Raw genomic sequence first — 18,548 nt, 5'->3', positions numbered from 1 at the left:
TGTGATCACGCTCAAAAAATGGTCACATGTAAAGATAATCTTTATACATCGACCCCGGAGTGCCCTATGAAACGTAAAACCCTCATAGCATCCGGTTTGAGCCTTGCCCTCGGCCTCTCTGTGACATCGTGCGCAAACCTGGGCGGGCTCAACCTGGACACCGTAGGCGCAGAAGACCAGACGACATACGTCAAACTCGCGCTGAACCAGACCGAATCCCACCCGTCGTATATTGCGCTGGATAACTTCGCCCAGCGCTTTGAAGAACGCACCGACGGTCGCTGGGCCATCGAGATCTTCCCCAACGAGCAGCTCGGCTCGCAGCAGGAGGTCGTGCAATTCATCTCCTCTGGCGCCATTGAGATGGCGATCGTCTCCGGTACCCAGCTGGAGAACCTGAATAAGGACTTCCAGGTGCTCAACATGCCGACCACCTTCGGGTCGATCGAGCACCAAATGGAGACCATCCGGGACCAGGAGCTGATGGAGCCGCTCTTTTCCTCCCTCGAGGACCGCGACAACATCACCGTCATCGGCGGGTTCACGCAGGGCACCCGCAGCGTGTACACCAAAGATGGCCCCGTCACTGTCCCTGCGGATCTGGCCGGCGAGAAGATCCGCGTCCAGGAATCCGACATGCACATCCGCATGGTCCAGCTGATGGGCGCTTCCGCGACTCCGCTGTCGTATGGCGAGGTCTACACCGCCATTCAGTCCGGTGTGCTCGACGGAGCAGAGAACAACGAGGTTTCCTACGTCACCCAGAAGCACAGCGAGGTGGCCCCATACTTCAGCCGCACCGAGCACCTCGTCGGTCTCGACTACATGATCATGCGCTCCGACCTGCGCGACGCCATGAGCGAAACCGACCGCGCCATCTTCGACGAAGAGTGGGATAAGGCCATGACGGAGCACACCGAGCTGTGGGCCGTGGAGACCGAGGAGGCCATCGCCGACGCTGAGTCGTCCGGCGCCACCTTCACCGATGTCGACGCGGACGCGTTCAAAGAGGCCCTCGCGCCGATTCGCGAGGAATTCCTCACCACCGATTTCCAGAACACGCTTTTCGACGACATCCGCGCAACCGACCCGGCCGAGACTGGTGATCAATCATGACAATGTTTAAGCACATCCTGATGCGGCTGCTCGCCGTCATTTCGATCATTCTCTTCGTCCTGCTGGTGGCCACCACTACCTGGCAGGTCACCTCCCGGCAGGTCTTCAATGCCCCGTCGACGTGGTCTGAGGAGCTTGCCAAGATCCTGTTTGTGTGGCTGACATTTCTGGGCTCCGCATTCCTGTTCGGCGAGCGCGGCCATATCGCCGTCGACTTCCTCGCCCGCAAGCTGCCCTACAAGGGTCAAGTGGGGATGCAGGTCTTCGTTCAGCTCGTCATCCTCTTCTTCGCCACCTTCGGCATGATCTGGGGTGGCATTTTGGCGGCCTCGACGGCCTGGCATCAAAACCTCACCGCACTGCCTTTCACCATCGGATGGGTCTATGTCGTGATTCCTCTCAGTGGTGTGTTCATCGCGATCTTCAGCATCATCGACATCTACGAGGTGGTCACCGGAAAGGCCGAACCGTACCCAGAAATAGAAGATCCCGACGAGCCCCGCGAGTCCGATAAACCCGACACGACAACCGTGATTGAGGCTCCGCCCGTCGCCCCTACTGAGAAGGGAGGAAGCAACTAATGTTGACCCCCGCAGCTGTTGCAGCAATTATTCTTCTGGTGGGCGTGGTCTTCCTGATCGCCGCCTCCGTCCCCATCGCCGTGGCTATCGGCGTGCCCTCGCTGCTCGCGGCCGCAGCCGTACTCGGCTTTGAGAACGCCGCCGCCGCAGTGACCCAGCGCATGTTTACCGGCGCCAACTCATTCACACTGCTGGCCATCCCATTCTTTGTTCTCGCCGGTGTGCTCATGAACTCCGGCGGTATCGCCGGCAGACTCATCGACGCCGCCAAGGTACTCGTCGGCAGGCTTCCTGCCTCGATGGTTCAGACCAACGTCGTCGCAAACGGTCTCTTCGGCTCGGTCTCCGGTGCTGCCGTCGCTGCTGCCTCCGCCATCGGCACGATCATGATGCCGCAGATGCGCAAAGAGGGCTACTCCCGCCCATTCGCCGCGGCCGTGAACGTGGCCTCGGCACCGGCCGGCATGCTGCTGCCACCATCGAATACCTTCATCGTCTACTCGCTGGTCTCCTCGACCTCGATCGCGGCGCTGTTTATGGCGGGTGTCGGCCCGGGCTTAATCTGGTTGCTCGCCGTGCTCATCATCGGTGTGTGGCTCGCGCGCAAGGAAAACTACAAGCGCCAAACCGAATTCCCGACGTTTTCGCAGTCACTCATCGTGCTCTGGCGTGCGGTGCCCTCGCTATTGATGATTGTCATCGTCGTCGGCGGTATCCTGATGGGCTGGTTCACCCCGACAGAGTCCGCGGCCATTGCCGTGATCTACTGCCTTGTCCTCGGCTTCGTTTACAAGGAACTGAAGTTCAAGGACCTACCACAGGTACTCCTCTCGGCGACCCGGACCACGTGTATCGTCATGATGCTCGTCGCGGCCTCGTCGGCACTGTCCTGGGTGATGGCCTTCGCTGGCATCCCGGATCTCATCGCTCAGGGCCTGCTGTCGGTCTCCGATAACAAGGTCGTCATCCTGTTCATCATCATGATCATCCTGCTGCTGATCGGTACCTTCATGGACCCGACTCCAGCGATCTTGATCTTCGTGCCGATCTTCCTGCCCATCGTCACCGAACTCGGCGTCGATCCGGTGCACTTCGGTGCCATGGTCGTGATGAACCTGTCGCTCGGTGTGATCACCCCACCTGTCGGCAACGTCCTCTTCGTCGGCGCCCAAGTCGCCGGCCTGCGCATCGAGCCGGTGATCGCAAGGCTCTGGCCGTTCCTCCTGGCACTGATCGCCGCCCTCTTCGTGGTCGTCTTCGTTCCACAGATCTCGATCTGGCTGCCGACCACCCTGGGGCTCATGACCCCGGCAGGCGGCTAGCTCACCCGAGTGGGACCCTGCTCGCGCCGCAGATAGTCGCCGAGGTACGGCTGCGCGAATTCCACCTCACCCCAACCGGCCGGGACGATCAAGTCCCGGTCGATGAGTTTGCCCCGGGTATCCGACAGGGCCGTGACCGGTCGCCCCAGCGCGGTGGTCAGGTCGGTCGTCGATACGCTCGGACGCCCCGTCTGCGATTGAATGTGCGCCATCGCGTCGAGGTATTCGCGCTGCCTGGGCGGCACGGCGCGCAGCGAGGGGTGGTGGACTTGACGTCCCAGGGTGTCAATCGCCTCTTCGCTTATCGACGACACATCCGCCCGCGTGATCTCCTTGTCGCCCGCGCGGTTCCATGCGAGATAGCCAATCAGCTGCACGAGGTACGGGTAGCCCTGAGTGAGCTCACCGGCATACTCGGCGGCACCCGGGGTAAACGGTTTGCCGGCATCCGCCGCGGTATCGGTGAGCGTGGCGATGGCATCGTCGATGGTCAGCGGCCCTAGCTCGTAGTGCCGCGCGCGGCGCAGGAAGGTCGCACCAGGCAGATTGAGTAGCTGATTGACACCCTGGGTCAGCCCGGCCATGGCAAGGGCGACCTCCGCGTCGTCGCGCACGAGATCCTGGTAGGCCACGGCGATCTCGGTGAGATCATTCGGGTCGGAGTCTTGGATCTCATCGATGGTGATCAGCACCCCCGTACCGTGCAGCTTGCCCAGCAGCTGGTGCAGGCGGGTAACAAGCCGGGGGACAACGGGCTTTTCCTCGGTGAGATCGCTGCGCACACTTCCCAGGCCGGCGACGCTGACCCCGGTGATTTTGCGCTGCGGGGTCGGCTCGAGGCTCTCAATGACCTCCGGGATCGTCGACTGCGTCAGCGTCTCCGCCATGCCTTGCCGGCCCGAGGCGCGGATCACCACCCATCCCTGGGCGCGCGCCTTGTCCTCCAGTTCGGTCAGCAGCACCGTCTTGCCGATGCCGCGTGAGCCCGAAATGATGATCGAGCGGTGCGGGTGGCCAGGTCCCGAGCCAAGCGCCGTGGAGAACTCGTCGAGAACAGTGTGGCGCCCGGCCCAGACTTTGGGGCTGGCGCCGAATGTGGGGCGAAACGGGTTGCGCATGCCCACCATGCTACGCGATTGATAAATTGATAACTCACACCACGAGGGTGAGTTCTTGGCCCTTTACCTCGATATTCATCCCGGCACTTTCAGCAATATCGGCGACGGTTTCGATATTGTTTGCATCGCGTGACGACGACGCCAGCACCCGGGCCAGCTCACCCTTGTAGTGCTTATTGAAGTGGCTGACCACCTTGCGCGAACCATCCGGCTGCACCGACTCCACACGTACCGTCATCGCCGACTTCACCCGGCCCAGCTGCTGGTAGGTGCCAGAGCGCATATCGACGAGAAACTCTCCCGTTCCCTCTAGGGCCTCGGTGATCGAAGTACCCCAGCGGGCCTTCAAGGTGGGCAGTGTGCCGTCGCGACGCGGTAACTTCGTCCCACCCGAGAGGCGATACTTCGGGATCATGTCATAAGCGCGGACAACGCCAAACAATGCCGAGCCGATGGCCAGCCGCGAGAGGTGATCGTCGTGAAGCGATGCTGGATCAAGCGCATCGTAGAGGACCCCCGTATACCGAAAGATCGCCGGCATGACGGGCGCGGTGCGCAGCTCGAGGTTGGCTTCGGCCTCGCCGCGGAGGTTTTCGGAGATCTTGAGCAAGGGGAGTTGCTCGTCGATAGTTAGTGCTGCGAGATCGTCGGCGATCTCCTCCCGGACCGGATTGAGGGCCGGAAACGAGACATCGATGGGGTCGTTTTCGCCACCGGAGGCCTTGGTTTCGGAAGGAGGCAACACTATAAGCATGCACATAAGGGTACCGGGTACGATATGTCGCATGATCACACGCCTGTCAGAGCTTTTCTTGCGCACCCTGCGCGAAGACCCCGCCGACGCCGAAGTTCCGAGCCACAAGCTGCTCGTCCGCGCCGGCTACATCCGCCGCGCCGCACCAGGCATTTATACCTGGCTGCCCCTTGGTCTGCGTACCCTGCGCAAGATCGAGGACGTTGTCCGCACCGAAATGGACGGCATCGGCGCCCAGGAGATGCTCTTCCCGGCGCTTCTGCCTCGCGAGCCCTACGAGGAGACCAACCGCTGGAATGAATACGGCGACGAGCTCTTCCGCCTCAAGGACCGCAAGGGCTCCGATATGCTGCTCGGCCCGACGCACGAGGAGATGTTCGCTAATGCCGTGAAGGATATGTACACCTCGTACAAGGAGTTCCCGGTCACCCTGTACCAGATCCAGACGAAGTACCGCGACGAGGCACGTCCCCGCGCCGGGATCCTGCGCGGCCGCGAGTTCGTGATGAAGGACTCCTACTCCTTCGACATGTCGGATGCGGGTCTCGACGAGTCCTACGCGAAGCATCGCGGTGCCTACCAGCGCATCTTTGACCGCTTCGGTGTGCGCTACGAGATCTGCAAGGCGACCTCCGGTGCCATGGGTGGTTCGGCCTCCGAGGAGTTCCTGGCGTACTCCGAGTCCGGCGAGGACACCTTCGTGATCTCCACCGCCGGCGACTATGCCGCCAACGTCGAGGCCGTGGTCACCGTCGCCCCTCCAGCCCGCCCGATCGAGGGCCAGCCTGAGGCCATCGACCATGAGACCCCGGACTCTGAGACCATTGAGACCTTGGTCGCGTGGGCAAACGCGGCCGGTGTTCAGGTCGAGGGCCGCGAGGTCGTCGCCTCCGACACGCTCAAGTGCATGGTGATCAAGATCGACGACGGCGACGAGGAGGGCCCGCAGTTCGCCGGTGTGCTCATCCCGGGTGATCGCGAGCTCGACGAGGACCGCCTCGAGGCGTCCCTGTCTCCAGCGACCTTCGAGTTCGCTTCCGACGAGGATTTTTCGAACTCCGACTTCCTGGTCAAGGGCTATGTCGGACCGCGTGGTCTGGCAGCCAACGGCGTGAAGCTCTACGCGGATCCGCGCGTCGTGGAGGGCTCGTCCTGGATCACCGGCGCTGATGAAAAGAACCGCCACGTGGTCGGCCTGGTTGCAGGCCGCGATTTCACTGTCGATGAGACCATCGAGGCCGCCGAGATCCACCCAGGCGATCCTTCGCCATCCGGCAACGGCACCTTGGAGCTGGCCCGCGGCATCGAGCTGGGCCACATCTTCCAGCTGGGCCGCAAGTACACCGAGGCGATGGACGTGCAAATCCTCGACGAAAACGGCAAGCGCGCCGTGCCGACCATGGGTTCCTACGGCATCGGCGTCTCCCGCATGATGGCCGTCATCGCGGAACAGCGCCACGACGAGAAGGGCCTCGTCTGGCCCGTCGAGGTCGCCCCGTACCAGGTCCATGTCGCGGTGGCGAACAAGGACGCCGCGGCGATCGAGGCTGGCGACAAGCTCGTCGCCGAGCTCGATGCGGCCGGAATCGAGGTGCTTTTCGACGATCGCCCGAAGGTCTCCCCAGGCGTAAAGTTCAAGGACGCCGAGCTCCTGGGTATGCCATTCGCAGTCATCCTCGGCCGCTCCTTCAAGGACGGCATCGTCGAGGTTCGCATCCGCGGCGGCGAAACCCTCGAGATCCCAGCCGATCAGGCTGCCGCGAAGGTCCTGGAGCTCGTCCGCGGATAGTCGCGCACCTATAGCCGGAACACAATCATGTGTTCCGGCTTTTTAGATAATCCGCATCGCCCCCAGCTTGGCGGTCGGGTGTTCGTTGCGCTCGAGGGTTCCGTCCGGGCGAATCCGATGGCCTTCGCCGTTGACATTTTTGTAGCGCACCTTATCGCCAGCAACACCATTGTGATACCTGCACAATAAGGTCAAGTTCGACAAATCCGTCGGCCCGTCCCGACCATGGGGAATGTTGTGGTTGATCTGGCTGAGATCAGCCGGCTGGCAACACCCCGGCTCGGCACACACAGGATGCACCGGCTCGATCATGCCGCGTTGCTTCGGAGTAGCAAACCTCACCCCGGTGCCGAGGCTGATCGGCCCACGGACCGGATCAATCAACACGCATTCGAAATAGTCCGTGAACCGCGACTGCATATATTCGGCACCGGTCATCCGCGCTCCGTTGGTCACGGCCAGCTCGACGTCGTCGCCGTCCCCATTCAGGATTGCGACATAGTCCTCCAGCCGCACGATCACCTTCGGGGTATAGGTCGCAGTCCCGCCGGTACCCTCCTCAAATAAGGTGAACATGGCCTCCGCTAGTTCAACGTCCAGTGCTTCGGCGAGCTCGCGGGCCCGGTCGAAGAGGTTGGCCACGCGTGCCTCCGGCCCGGTGAGGTGCAGCGTCCGGTCGAGCGTGTCCGACGGGTTCGAGTACGACACCGCAGTGCGCGCGGGCGCCGATTCGCTCGGCCCGTTGAGACGTTCGACTTCCTCGCGGGCGAAGCGGTTGAGCGCATGGTAGTCCGCTTCACGACGACAGAGCAGCCGACGCAGCCCCCAGGCCTTCGTGGCATCGTCGAGGCGTTTGACGTGTTTCTCAATGAGCTCGAGGGTATTGAGAGTGTGTCCGTTCTTAATGGCGGCAGCCCGGGCATCGGCCTGTTTGCGTCGAGACTTGGTGGGCCCGAAGTAGACGCTGCTCAGCTCGACGTAGTTCTTGGCCGCGGGGTGATCGAAACCCAGCTGGCAGAGTTCGGAAACGGACAGGCCACTGGCCGCCTCGAGCATTTCCATTGCTCGGGCGGCCAGTTGTGCCTGCGTCTCCAGAAGGTTCATGTCCCGGAGTCTAGGGCACGCGGGTTCGGCGCAGGCGATCGTCGTCAAGCGACTGTGGATAACCTCTTTTTATTCACAAATTCCGGACTTTAGACGTTGTAGTACAGCTCGAATTCCTTCGGTGTGGGACCCTGTCGTAATGGCATGATCTCGTTGTCAAACTTGTACTTGATGTAGGTCTCGATCAGGTCCTTGGTGAACACGTTGCCTTCGGTGAGGAAGTCGTTGTCGCCTTCGAGGGCCTTGAGGGATTCCTCGAGGGAGTGGGGCACCTTCGGAACGTCGTACTCCTCCTGGACCTCGAGCTCGTAGAGGTCCTTGTCCACGGCCTCGCCGGGGTCGATGCGGTGCTTGATCCCGTCGAGGCCCGCCATCATCTGGGCGGTAAACCCGAGGTAGGGGTTACCAGATGGGTCTGGGGCGCGGAACTCGAGGCGCTTGGCCTTCGGGGAATCGCCGGTGACCGGGATGCGGATCGCAGCGGAACGGTTGCGCTGAGAATACGCCAGGTTCACCGGGGCCTCGAAACCGGAGTAGAGGCGGCGGTAGGAGTTAGTAGTGGGGTTGGTCAGCGCCATCACGGCCGGGGCGTGCTTGAGCAGGCCACCGATATACCACCGCGCCAGGTCGGAAAGCCCGGCGTAGCCGTTCTCGTCGTAGAACAGCGGCTTGCCGTTCTTCCACAGCGACTGGTGGGCGTGCATGCCGCAGCCGCCGTCGCCGTCCAGCGGCTTGGGCATAAAGGTGGCGGTCTGGCCCATCTTCTCGGCGGTGCCCTTGACGATGTATTTGAACGTCTGCAGGTCGTCGCCCGCGCGCAGCAGGGTGTTGAAGCGGTAGTTGACCTCCTGGATACCACCGGTGGCCACCTCGTGGTGGAAGCGCTCGATCTTGAAACCGACCTGGGTCAGGTTCGCGGCGATCTCATCGCGCACAGGGATAGTCTTGTCGTAGGGGGCGGTGGGGAAGTAGCCGTCGTTGACGCGAATCTGGTTGCCGCGGTTCGGGCTGCCGTCGATCATGGTGTCCGAGCCGGAGTTCCACCAGCCCTCGTCGGAGTCGACCTTGTGGAAGGAAGCGTTCAGCGAGGTGGAGTACTGCACCTGGTCGAAGACGTAGAACTCCGCCTCCGCGCCGATGGAGCAGGCATCCGCGATGCCGGTATCGACGAGGTATTCCTCCGCCTTGCGCGCCACGTTGCGTGGGTCGCGGGAGAAGGGCTCCTTGGTAAAGGGGTCGTGGACGAAGAACTTCATGTTCACGGTCTTGCGATCGCGGAAGGGATCCACATGGGCCGTGCCAATATCTGGCAGCAACGTCATGTCAGAGGCTTCCACGGAAGTGAACCCAGCAACCGATGAGCCATCGAACGCAAAGCCATTTTCTACAGCATCGTCGTCGAATTCATCGACCGGCACTGTCAACGCGTGCTCTACGCCGACCAGGTTGGTGAACCGGATATCGAGGTATTCCACCTCCTCGTCCTTCATAAATTTGCGTAGTTGTTCGGCGTTGTCAAAGGCCATGGCTCTTAAACTCTATCCGTGTTGGTTGTTGGGGTGTGGGTTAGGAAAGTTCTGGTACGTCCCAGAGATTCAGCTTGGTGCCGATACCCTTCGAGACAGCATTCTCGTACAGGTCAGTCGCCCAGGAGACGTCCTCAACGGGCATGCCGCCGATGGAGTAGAAGAAGATCTCCTCATCGTTGGTGCGCCCCTGTACCAAGCCATCCGCGATGTCGCCGATATTGGCCAGGTCGGATTCCTTGAGGGTGCCCTCCTGGACCATGTCCCACCAGCGGTTGCCCGGGATACCCAGGAGTTGCTCGTAGGTCACATCTGGGCCGTTTTCGTTGAACCACTCGGCGTAGAGGCCCTTGAAGTCGACGACTAGGCGGGCATCGCTGGTGACGAAATCATCGTCGAAACGCGCTGCGGCTGGGGCGAGGACGAGGGCACCTGGCTTGAGCCATTCGGTCTTGAAATATGGGAAGCCGGAAGGGCCATCAGGCGAGGTGGAGGTGCCGCCGATGATGATGTCGGAGCCCTCGATGGCCTCTTGCTCGGTCTCGACGACCTCGACGTTGACCTCCGGGAACTTCTCGCGGAACCACTGCGCGGCGCGCTCGGTGGATCCTGCGGAGCGGCCCTTGATCTTTAGGTTCTTGATCGTTGGGCGCTGGGTCAGCGAGGCGGAGAAGATGGTGCGGCTCATCACGCCAGGCCCGATGATGCCGACAGTCTCAGCGTTTTCGACGGCGAGGTGCTTGACACCCACACCCGGTACCGCACCGGTGCGGTAGGCAGACAGCGTGTTCGCGGACATCACGGCCAGCGGTGCGCCGGTATCGGAGTCGTTCAGGATAAACAGGTGAATGGAGCGCGGCAGGTCGCGCTTGCGGTTTTCTACGTTGGAGCCGTACCACTTCACACCGGTGGTGCGGAAGCGTCCGCCGATGTAGGCCGGCATCGCCATGAAGCGGCGGTCGGGGCCGTTGGCCGGCATGCCCTCGTGTTCCGGGTTGTCCGGGAAGTTAATTTGCGCGCCGTGAGAGTTTCCTGACGCTCCAGCCATGCGGTAGTCACCGCGGGCGAGCAGGATGAGGGTTTCTTCCATGGTCTCGACACATTTTGCAAGATCGCCAACACCCGCCTCGATCATCTCGGGTTCGGATAGGTAAATGAAATCAATGCGTGTGTCGTGCTGTGGATTCGTCACAGTTGGACAACCCTTCCTTTCAAAAGCCTTTTCAAAAATGTTGCGGTATCCAACGTACTTACTTTGCTGGTCTCCGTGGCTGGGTTTTTGAATACGCCAAGGCTCACACGATGTGGGATCGTGTTGTCTTGGCAGGTTGAAGGGGGAAGTCGCGGGGGTAAAAACGGTTCATCTATCGATATTTGCGCGTTGCCCTAATCCGGGGGACTCGACGCCAGATATATTGATTTTTCCAACCATTCGGTCGATTCGGCATTGCCGGCAGCAGCGCGCCATGCTGTGTCCATTTCGCCAGAAAGCTTATCGACGAGTGCTCCCGCCTCTTCAGTCGTTTGCGGCGTCTCGCCGTCTTGGAACTCGTATCCCACGGCTGCGCTTGCCGATTCCGGTCCAAGGAACTCCTCTACATACAAGGTGCGCTGCGAGCTCGCCTCCGCGAGAGCATCGATGTGCGCCTGCAGCGGGTCATCCGCGAACGCGCTTGCCAGACCCAGTCCATACTGCAGTGCGAATTCGCGCTCAAGCATGGCATTGGCCGCAGCGAGATCCGCCTCCGTGGCGGGTTGTTCGGCCGTGCCTCCCTCCGGCAGGGGGAGCCCAGCCGCGCCGACGAGATCGATGGTTTGGGCAATCACTAAGTCTCGGGAGTCTTCCGGCAGGGAAGCGTAATTGTCCAATAAGTAGGTCACCGCCTGCATCGCAGCATCGCTTGTCGACGACGCTCCCGCACGATCATTCTCCGCATCAACTGAACACGAGGTCGGCGGGTTGCCATTCTCGTCGATGCCGCAGAGGCGAGTGATCTCGTCGTAAAGCTGCTCTGCCTGGAAGGTGCGCAATTGTTGGGCGCTGGCATCGTCGTGAAGCGATGCTGCGTCGGCCTCGGCCTGATGTGCGAGGGTGACCAACTGGCGATTCGGTTGCGGCCCGAAGACATCGAGCACAGTCGAGCAGCCCGCGAGCGTTCCGGAGAGCGCTAGAGCGGTAGCGACGATAGCTTGCTTGGGTCTTATCACTCGAGGAAGTCTAGTCGCTATGATGGCGCCATGGCATTTCCCACAGTCGAAGAACTGACAACTCTGATTGCTCCCGTCGCGGAGCGGCATTCCATGGACATCGAGCGAGTGGGCGCGACGCGCGCGGGGAAGAAGTCGGTGGTCTCGATCGCCTTGGACTCCGAAACGCGCCCCACCCTCGATGAGCTTGAGGTCGTGTCCAATGAAATCGGCGAGGAATTCGATGCTGCCGAAGAGCGTGGCGAAGCCAACTTTGGTGCGGGTTATAGCCTCGAGGTCACAACGCCGGGTGTCGACCATCCGCTGACCCTGCCACGCCACTGGCGCCGCAACCGGGCCCGCATCGTCGCGCTTTTCGACGAAGACGGGCAGAAAACTTTCTGGCGCATCGGCGCGCTCAACGCGGATGAGACCGAAGTGGTGCTCATTGCGCACGACCCGAAGGCCAACAAATCTCAAGCCGATCCCGCGGTGAAGTCGCTGGTGGTTTCCGAATCCCCGCGCGCAGTGGTAGAAATTGAATTTAGCAATCCGCCAGCAGCTGAACTTGCGCTTGCGGAGAAAGAATTTGATGAAGCCCTAAACCGGTGAGAGGAAACACAAGTGAATATCGATATCTCGGCGCTGTCTGCAATTGAGAAGCAAGAAGGCATCTCAGTTGATGAGATGCTGCAGACGATCGCGCAGGCACTACTGTTTGCGTACCGCGATAATAAGGAAGCGGCACCCGCTGCCAACACGAAGGCTCGCGTCGACATCGATACGGCAACCGGCGACGTTGCGGTCATCGTCAGTGAACTTGACGACGAGGGCGAGACCGTTTCGGAATACGATGACACCCCAGTCAACTTTTCCCGCATCGGCTCCTCCGCTGTTCGCGACGCGATGCTCAAGCGCCTGCGTGCACAGGAAGCAGGTCGCGCGTACGAGGAGTACTCCACCACCGAGGGCCATGTTGTCTCCGGTGTGGTCCAGCGCGACGCGGCGGCGAACTCCCGTGGCATGGTCGTGGTGGAGGTTGGCACTGAGCAAGAACCACAAGATGGCATCTTGCTTCCGGCGGAGCAGATCCCCGGCGAAAAGCTCAAGCACGGTGACCGCATCAAGGCCTATGTTGTCGGTGTGAACCCGGGCGAGCGCTCCATTCAGATCAACCTGTCGCGCACCCACCCCGAACTCGTGCGCGGCCTCTTCGCGTTGGAGGTCCCTGAGGTGGCTGACGGTTCCGTGGAGATCATCTCGATCGCCCGCGAAGCCGGACACCGTTCCAAGGTTTCGGTGCGCGGTGTGGCCAAGGGTATCAACGCCAAGGGCGCATGCATCGGCCCACGTGGTTCGCGTGTGACCAACATTATGCAGGCACTCGGCGGCGAGAAGATCGACATCATCGACTACTCGGATGACCCTGCCGTCTACGTGGGCAATGCACTGGCACCATCGAAGGTGGTCCGCGTGGAAATCATCGACCGGGAAGGCCAGGTAGCCAAGGTCTCCGTGCCTGACTACCAGCTCTCGCTGGCCATTGGTAAGGAAGGTCAGAACGCGCGCCTTGCTGCTCGCCTGACTGGCTGGAAGATCGACATTCACTCGGATGCAGACGCTGAGGCGTAAGCACTGACGCAAGCAAGTTCTAATTTAGGTGACTTTAGCGTAAACTTGTCTACGGCCCATTTTCCATACTTCCCAAAATTTGGAATCTGCACGAGCATTAAGGAGTTGAATGAGTAGAGCGTCGGACGTTAACCGTCGCCGACCCATTCGAGTCCGCACTTGTATAGCTACTCGTCAGGCTCTGCCGGATACGCAGCTACTTCGTTGCGTGGTAGATCCCGCGGACTCTACGCGTGTGCTTGCAGATCCCACCCGGAGCCTTCCGGGAAGGGGAGCGTGGATCAGTCCGAATATGGACGCATTTGAGCTTGCGGAGAAACGGCGCGCCTTCGGGCGAGCATTCCGCACGTCCATACCCATGGACTTAGGTCATGTACGCACGTACCTTGCAGAACATGCAGATGGACCCGAGAAATGAAGGAAGACCGAACACTGATGAGCGAACAACGATGAAGCATCAGCGATGAAAGTCACTAATCACGTCTAGGGGCCGGCCGCTTTCCGTGGCCGAGTACCTCTAGCCCAACCCCAGAGGAGACACGTGCCCGGAAAGCTACGCGTACACGAACTGGCAAAACAGCTCGGCGTAACAAGTAAGGAACTGCTCGCCACCTTGAAAGATCAAGGCGAGTTCGTTAAAACAGCATCAAGCACCATCGAACCACCGGTAGTGAAGAAGATGCGCGCCTTCTACGATGAAGGCAATTCTGGCGAGTCCAAGTCGGACAAGCCTGCAGCACCGAAACCAGGTGCAGCCAAGCCTGGCGCACCAAAACCTGGTGCCGCGAAGCCAGCAGCGCCAAAGCCAGCAGCGTCGAAGCCTGCGCCTTCCGCACCAAAGCCAGGTGCCGCGAAGCCAGCGCCTACCCAGGCGCCAAAGCCTGCTGCCCAAAAGCCAGCAGCTCCTCAGTCGCCCAAGCCTGCGGCTGCCCAGGCGGCAAAGCCTGCTGCTCCAAAGCCAGCAACCCCCCAGGCACCCAAGCCTGCAACACCGAAGTCGGCCGCACCGACCCCAGATCAGGTGGCCAAGCAGGCCGGCGACAAGGCTGCGGATGCACCGAAGCCAGGCGGTATGCCACGCCCACGTCCGAAGCCGGGCGGGGCTCCTCGAGTAGCGAATAACCCATTCTCCACCGGTGGCGGATCTGGTCGTCCAGCTCCACGCCCAGGTGGCACCCGCGGTGGCCAGCAAGGTCGTCGTGGTGAAGGCGCTGGCCGGGGCCAGGGCCGTGACCAGGGAGGCCCAGGTCAGGGTCGTCGTGGCGAAGGCCAAGGCGGTCAGAAGCCAGGCGGTAACCGCGGTGGCGGACAGCAGCGTACGGGAGACCGTCCAGCTCCACGCCCAGGTGGTAACCGCGGTGGCGGTCGCCCAGCACCAACTCCTTCGGAGATGCCGGCACACCCAAGTCCAGGTCAGATGCCTGCTAAGGCAAGCAGCCGTGGCGGACGAGGCGGAGGCCGCGGCCGTGGCGGTCAAGGCCAGGGCCAGGGTGGACCAGGCCAGGGTCAAGGCGGAGCAGGCGGCGGTTTCCGCGGTCGCGGTGGACGTCGCGGTGGCACCGCTGGTGCATTCGGTCGCCCAGGTGGCGCACCGGGACGCGGTCGGAAGTCGAAGCGTCAAAAGCGCGTCGAGTACGAAGAGCAGCAGGCACCAAACGTAATTGGTGGCGTGCGTCTGCCTGACGGCCGTGGTGAAACCTTGCGTTTGCGTCATGGTGCAACGTTGTCGGACTTCGCTGAGAAGATCGGCACCGAAGCATCGAACTTGGTGCAGGCTCTGTTCAACATGGGCGAAATGGTTACGGCTACCCAGTCGGTTCCGGAGGAGACTCTGCAGCTGCTCGGTGCCGAGATGAACTTCGAAGTTCAGCTGGTCTCCCCTGAGGACGAGGACCGCGAGCTGCTCGAGTCCTTCGACTTGCAGTACGGCGAGGATGAAGGCGGCGAGGAGATGCTGGAGCAGCGTCCTCCAGTTGTCTCCGTCATGGGTCACGTCGACCACGGTAAGACCCGCTTGCTGGATACCATCCGTAAGACCAACGTGGGTTCCGGCGAGGCCGGCGGCATTACCCAGGGCATTGGTGCATACCAGGTCAACGTTGATGTCGACGGTGACGAGCGCCAGATCACCTTCCTGGATACCCCAGGTCACGAGGCCTTCACGGCCATGCGTGCCCGCGGTGCTCAGTCCACGGACTTGGCTGTCCTCGTTGTCGCTGCAGACGACGGCGTCATGCCACAGACCGTTGAGGCGATCAACCACGCGAAGGCGGCAAACCTGCCGATCGTCGTTGCCGTGAACAAGGTGGATAAGCCTGAGGCTCAGCCGGACAAGATCCGCGGTCAGCTGACCGAGTACGGTCTGGTGCCGGAAGAGTATGGCGGCGACACCATGTTCATCAACATCTCCGCGAAGGAGGGCACGGGTATCGACGACCTTCTGGAAGCCATCACCCTGACCGCCGATGCGGAGCTCGAGCTCACCGCTAACCCAGACATGGACGCGCAGGGCATCGCGATCGAGGCGCACCTCGACCGCGGCCGTGGCCCTGTTGCCACAGTCATCGTTCAGCGCGGTACCTTGCATGTCGGCGAGTCGATCGTCGTTGGTTCCAACTTCGGCCGCGTTCGTCGCATGGTCGATGAGTGGGGCAAGGACGTCGAAGAGGCTGGACCTTCCCGTCCAGTGCAGGTCCAGGGCCTCAATGGCGTTCCTGGTCCTGGCGACAACCTGCTCGTTGTTGAAGATGACCGCGTGGCTCGTCAGATCGCTGCGCAGCGTGATGCTCGTCAGCGTTCCGCAATGCAGGCTCGTCGCAAGAAGCGTGTGTCCCTGGAGAACCTGGATCAGGTGCTCAAGGAAACCTCCACGCTCAACCTCATCCTCAAGGGCGACAACGCAGGTTCTGTCGAGGCGCTCGAGGATGCGTTGCTCAAGATCGAGATCGACGACGAGGTCGAGGTCAACATCATCGACCGTGGCGTCGGTGCCGTGACCCAGACCAACGTCACCCTGGCGGCAGCTTCCGACGCAGTGATCATTGCCTTCAACGTTCGCGCTGAGGGCAAGGCCACCGAGGAAGCGAACGAAGAGGGCGTAGATATTCGCTACTACTCCGTCATCTACCAGGCAATCGACGACGTCGAGGCAGCTCTTAAGGGCATGCTCAAGCCAATCTACGAAGAGCGCGAGGTGGGTGTCGCGGAGATCCGTCAGATCTTCAAGGCTTCCGCAGTCGGCCTCATCGCAGGTTGTATGGTCACCGAGGGCAAGGTCATCCGCAACGGCAAGGCCCGCCTTGTCCGCGATGGCAATGTCATCAACGACAGTGTCACCATCGAGTCCCTGCGTCGCGAGAAGGACGATGTCACCGAGGTCCTCAAGGGCTACGAGTGCGGTATGGTTCTGTCCTACCCAGACATCCAGGTCGACGACCAGATTCAGGTCTACGAAATGGTCGAGGTCCCACGCGAAGGCTAAAGCGTTCGCTTAACGACGAAGCACCCCACCGCCACGGTGGGGTGCTTTTGCCTATTTTCTTCAACGGTTTCTTCAGGTTCTGCTGCGGGAGCGGCCGCCTCTTCGAAAACCGGACCGGGTTGCGGTTCGCCGACCGTTTCCGCGACGAGGCGATAGGTCATGGTTTCCTGTGCGACGTTACTGACGTCAGTGTCCTCGCTAAACCAGTTGTTAAAACGCACGACAAGGTAATAGTCGCCTTCGAGCGTGTACATCGAGCGGGCTGAGTTCAGCGTGCTGTCGTCGGCTGTGGAAAAGGAAGTAATATAGGTCAGCGGGACTGGCGGCTCGAAAGTATCCGACGCGCCTTCACTCGCGGTAAAGAAGATGGTGTTGTCTGATTCTCCTTCTTGGCGGGTTGGGGAGAAGGCGCGCATCCCAAGGGACAGGCTTTGGGATCCCGACAGGGTAGTGTCACCTGCTTCGAGGTAGCCTCGCAATTGCTGACCGGTGCGCATCGGGATTTTGTAGAAGTGGTTTTCGCCTCCAACGATCTCGGTCTCGATGGGGGTCGCCGTGGTGAACCAGTTACCGGGGGTTGCGGGGGACCATTCGTCGATACGCGCTCCATCGATGGAATCAATCTCGGCGGGCAAGTCGCCGACCGGAAGGCCTTCGGTGTTGGCTGGGGCGAGTCGTACGACGTGGAGCTCGACTGTGATCGGGTCGTTGGCGATGCGTTCCGCACTGCGCTGCACGCGCAGGATGATCTCGTCGGTGTCACACTCGACGGCGATCTGATCCGATTCTACGGAAGCCGTGGACGGGAAGAAAATGTTGTTATCGAAGCTGTTATTCGTGGTGAACCCGCGATGGCAGGTCTCGTCGGAACCCGGAACTAGAAGTTCGTTTTCAAGCACGAGGTAGTCGCGGGATCCACCTCTCATTTCTTGTAAGTCTTCCCAGTATGTGGTGGTGACCTGGACACGGTCGAGGCCTTCGACTGGTAGCGACCAAAATTGCTCCGAGTAATTGTCATCGCCGTGGTTGGTGAGGGCAGGCAACTCCCCCTGGAATTCAACGACATCGTCGGGGATTGGGGTCGCTTCCGCGGAGGTGTCTCCACCGTCGATGCGGGGCAGATCGGAGGTGTACCCAACACCGAGGCGAGTGGCCTTGCGGAGCTCGTCGATAAGCGAATCAGCGTCGGACGCGTCGGCATACGTGCCACCCGCGGACTCGGCGATGCACTCGAGCTCTTGGCGTGCCTCTGCGTCGACGTTGAACCCGACGGTGTTGATAACCAAGTCAACGCCCTCGTTGTAGAGGTCAGCCGCGACCTCGCAGACAGGGGGCGGGGCACAGGTGTCAAGGCCGTCGGAGACGAGTACGATCGTGCCACCCTCGGCTGGAAGTGCGTCGGCGGCGGTGGTCAACGACAGCCCGATGGGGGTGAACCCGCGTAGCTCGAGTTCGTCGATATGGTCGGTGAGCTCCGCAGGTGTGCCGGCCTCCGGCCCGCGGACGAGCGTGACATCCTGGCAGCCGGCTTCGTATTCGTCAGAGGAGTCGCCGGTGTTGCCACCGTAAGTAACCAGACCAAGGTCAACGGTGTTCGAGAGCTCGTCGATATACGTGGAGGTGGCGGCTTTGGCCGCGTCAGAACGGGTCTGATCACCGGCATCCTGTGTCGTCATTGATCAGGAATTGTCCAGCACCAACATCGTCGGCACGCCGCGGGCAGGGGAGCCGGGCTGGGACTGGGCTTGTACTGGGTTTCCCGCGAGGAGTACGGCGAGGATAGTTTTTGTGGACGGGAACACGGACGGTGACAAAGACATGGAAACTCCCAGGGCGGTGGATTCTGTTTGGTGTCTGTGAGGCCGATATTTGTCCAGGCTATCGTCAAGTGAGCAAAAGTGCATTGGAGAGAGAAACTAATTCCGTTGCGCCTGTAAA

The 18,548-nt window shown here is 61.2% G+C and carries 16 protein-coding genes; 8 read left to right on the top strand and 8 right to left on the bottom strand.

Going from position 1 to position 18,548, the window contains the following annotated elements:
• The first annotated feature begins 66 nt into the window (after positions 1–66).
• From A37O_RS0113435 to A37O_RS0113425, 3 genes are read left to right on the top strand one after another with little or no spacing between them, the layout of a single operon-like run.
• On the top strand, positions 67–1,116 hold the full coding sequence (locus A37O_RS0113435) for a TRAP transporter substrate-binding protein (RefSeq protein ID WP_018298028.1): 1,050 nt from the start codon (positions 67–69) through the stop codon (positions 1,114–1,116).
• Positions 1,113–1,697 (top strand): TRAP transporter small permease, encoded by a 585-nt coding sequence (locus tag A37O_RS0113430; protein ID WP_018298027.1) that lies wholly within the window; start codon positions 1,113–1,115, stop codon positions 1,695–1,697. Before A37O_RS0113435 ends, A37O_RS0113430 begins: the two co-directional genes overlap by 4 nt.
• Entirely contained in the window at positions 1,697–3,019 is a 1,323-nt protein-coding gene (locus A37O_RS0113425) for a TRAP transporter large permease (RefSeq protein ID WP_018298026.1), read from the top strand. The genes A37O_RS0113430 and A37O_RS0113425 overlap by 1 nt, the downstream gene beginning before the upstream one ends.
• On the opposite strand, the gene A37O_RS0113420 is transcribed toward A37O_RS0113425, so the two are convergent.
• Both A37O_RS0113420 and yaaA read right to left on the bottom strand, forming a co-directional pair.
• Positions 3,016–4,137, bottom strand: a complete 1,122-nt coding sequence (locus tag A37O_RS0113420; RefSeq protein WP_018298025.1) for an AAA family ATPase — start codon at positions 4,135–4,137, stop codon at positions 3,016–3,018. The two genes, A37O_RS0113425 and A37O_RS0113420, sit on opposite strands and share 4 nt — an antisense overlap.
• A 34-nt stretch (positions 4,138–4,171) precedes the next feature.
• Positions 4,172–4,891, bottom strand: coding sequence for a peroxide stress protein YaaA (gene yaaA / locus A37O_RS0113415; RefSeq protein ID WP_026196383.1), 720 nt, complete (start codon positions 4,889–4,891; stop codon positions 4,172–4,174).
• 31 nt (positions 4,892–4,922) lie between these two features.
• Between yaaA and A37O_RS0113410 the strand changes: the two genes are divergently transcribed.
• Positions 4,923–6,680: a proline--tRNA ligase gene (locus A37O_RS0113410; protein WP_018298023.1), complete on the top strand. Its 1,758-nt coding sequence runs from the start codon at positions 4,923–4,925 to the stop codon at positions 6,678–6,680.
• A 42-nt stretch (positions 6,681–6,722) separates the two neighbouring features.
• Here A37O_RS0113410 and A37O_RS0113405 read toward each other — a convergent pair whose 3' ends face one another.
• The 4 genes from A37O_RS0113405 to A37O_RS15540 all read right to left on the bottom strand — a co-directional run bounded on the left by A37O_RS0113405 (position 6,723) and on the right by A37O_RS15540 (position 11,518).
• Positions 6,723–7,784 (bottom strand): HNH endonuclease signature motif containing protein, encoded by a 1,062-nt coding sequence (locus A37O_RS0113405; protein WP_156802614.1) that lies wholly within the window; start codon positions 7,782–7,784, stop codon positions 6,723–6,725.
• Between the two features lie 89 nt (positions 7,785–7,873).
• Positions 7,874–9,310: a type I glutamate--ammonia ligase gene (gene glnA, locus A37O_RS0113400; RefSeq protein ID WP_018298021.1), complete on the bottom strand. Its 1,437-nt coding sequence runs from the start codon at positions 9,308–9,310 to the stop codon at positions 7,874–7,876.
• Between the two features lie 40 nt (positions 9,311–9,350).
• Complete coding sequence (locus A37O_RS0113395) at positions 9,351–10,502, bottom strand: ornithine cyclodeaminase family protein (protein ID WP_018298020.1); 1,152 nt, start codon at positions 10,500–10,502, stop codon at positions 9,351–9,353.
• Between the two features lie 194 nt (positions 10,503–10,696).
• The gene (locus tag A37O_RS15540; RefSeq protein ID WP_156802613.1) at positions 10,697–11,518 is read right to left on the bottom strand and encodes a hypothetical protein; all 822 of its coding nucleotides are present in this window, start codon (positions 11,516–11,518) and stop codon (positions 10,697–10,699) included.
• A gap of 30 nt (positions 11,519–11,548) precedes the next feature.
• Between A37O_RS15540 and rimP the strand changes: the two genes are divergently transcribed.
• The 4 genes from rimP to infB all read left to right on the top strand — a co-directional run bounded on the left by rimP (position 11,549) and on the right by infB (position 16,610).
• Positions 11,549–12,109, top strand: a complete 561-nt coding sequence (gene rimP, locus A37O_RS0113385) for a ribosome maturation factor RimP (protein WP_018298018.1) — start codon at positions 11,549–11,551, stop codon at positions 12,107–12,109.
• A gap of 12 nt (positions 12,110–12,121) precedes the next feature.
• Positions 12,122–13,129, top strand: a complete 1,008-nt coding sequence (gene nusA / locus A37O_RS0113380; protein ID WP_018298017.1) for a transcription termination factor NusA — start codon at positions 12,122–12,124, stop codon at positions 13,127–13,129.
• A gap of 109 nt (positions 13,130–13,238) precedes the next feature.
• Positions 13,239–13,547 (top strand): YlxR family protein, encoded by a 309-nt coding sequence (locus A37O_RS16305; protein ID WP_083912664.1) that lies wholly within the window; start codon positions 13,239–13,241, stop codon positions 13,545–13,547.
• A 123-nt stretch (positions 13,548–13,670) separates the two neighbouring features.
• The gene (gene infB, locus A37O_RS0113375; protein WP_018298016.1) at positions 13,671–16,610 is read left to right on the top strand and encodes a translation initiation factor IF-2; all 2,940 of its coding nucleotides are present in this window, start codon (positions 13,671–13,673) and stop codon (positions 16,608–16,610) included.
• Here infB and A37O_RS15535 read toward each other — a convergent pair.
• Both A37O_RS15535 and A37O_RS16595 read right to left on the bottom strand, forming a co-directional pair.
• Positions 16,607–18,286 carry a vWA domain-containing protein gene (locus A37O_RS15535; RefSeq protein WP_018298015.1) on the bottom strand — a complete coding sequence of 560 codons (1,680 nt, stop codon included), beginning with the start codon at positions 18,284–18,286 and terminating at the stop codon, positions 16,607–16,609. The two genes, infB and A37O_RS15535, sit on opposite strands and share 4 nt — an antisense overlap.
• Before the next feature lie 3 nt (positions 18,287–18,289).
• Positions 18,290–18,430 carry a hypothetical protein gene (locus tag A37O_RS16595; RefSeq protein ID WP_156802612.1) on the bottom strand — a complete coding sequence of 47 codons (141 nt, stop codon included), beginning with the start codon at positions 18,428–18,430 and terminating at the stop codon, positions 18,290–18,292.
• Between the last annotated feature and the right edge of the window lie 118 nt (positions 18,431–18,548).

It is taken from the genome of Corynebacterium lubricantis DSM 45231 (genome assembly GCF_000379425.1).
In the GTDB taxonomy this organism is placed as follows: Bacteria; Actinomycetota; Actinomycetes; order Mycobacteriales; family Mycobacteriaceae; genus Corynebacterium; species Corynebacterium lubricantis.
Note: the sequence above shows the minus strand (reverse complement) of the source record. Positions and strands in the feature narration are given on the sequence as shown.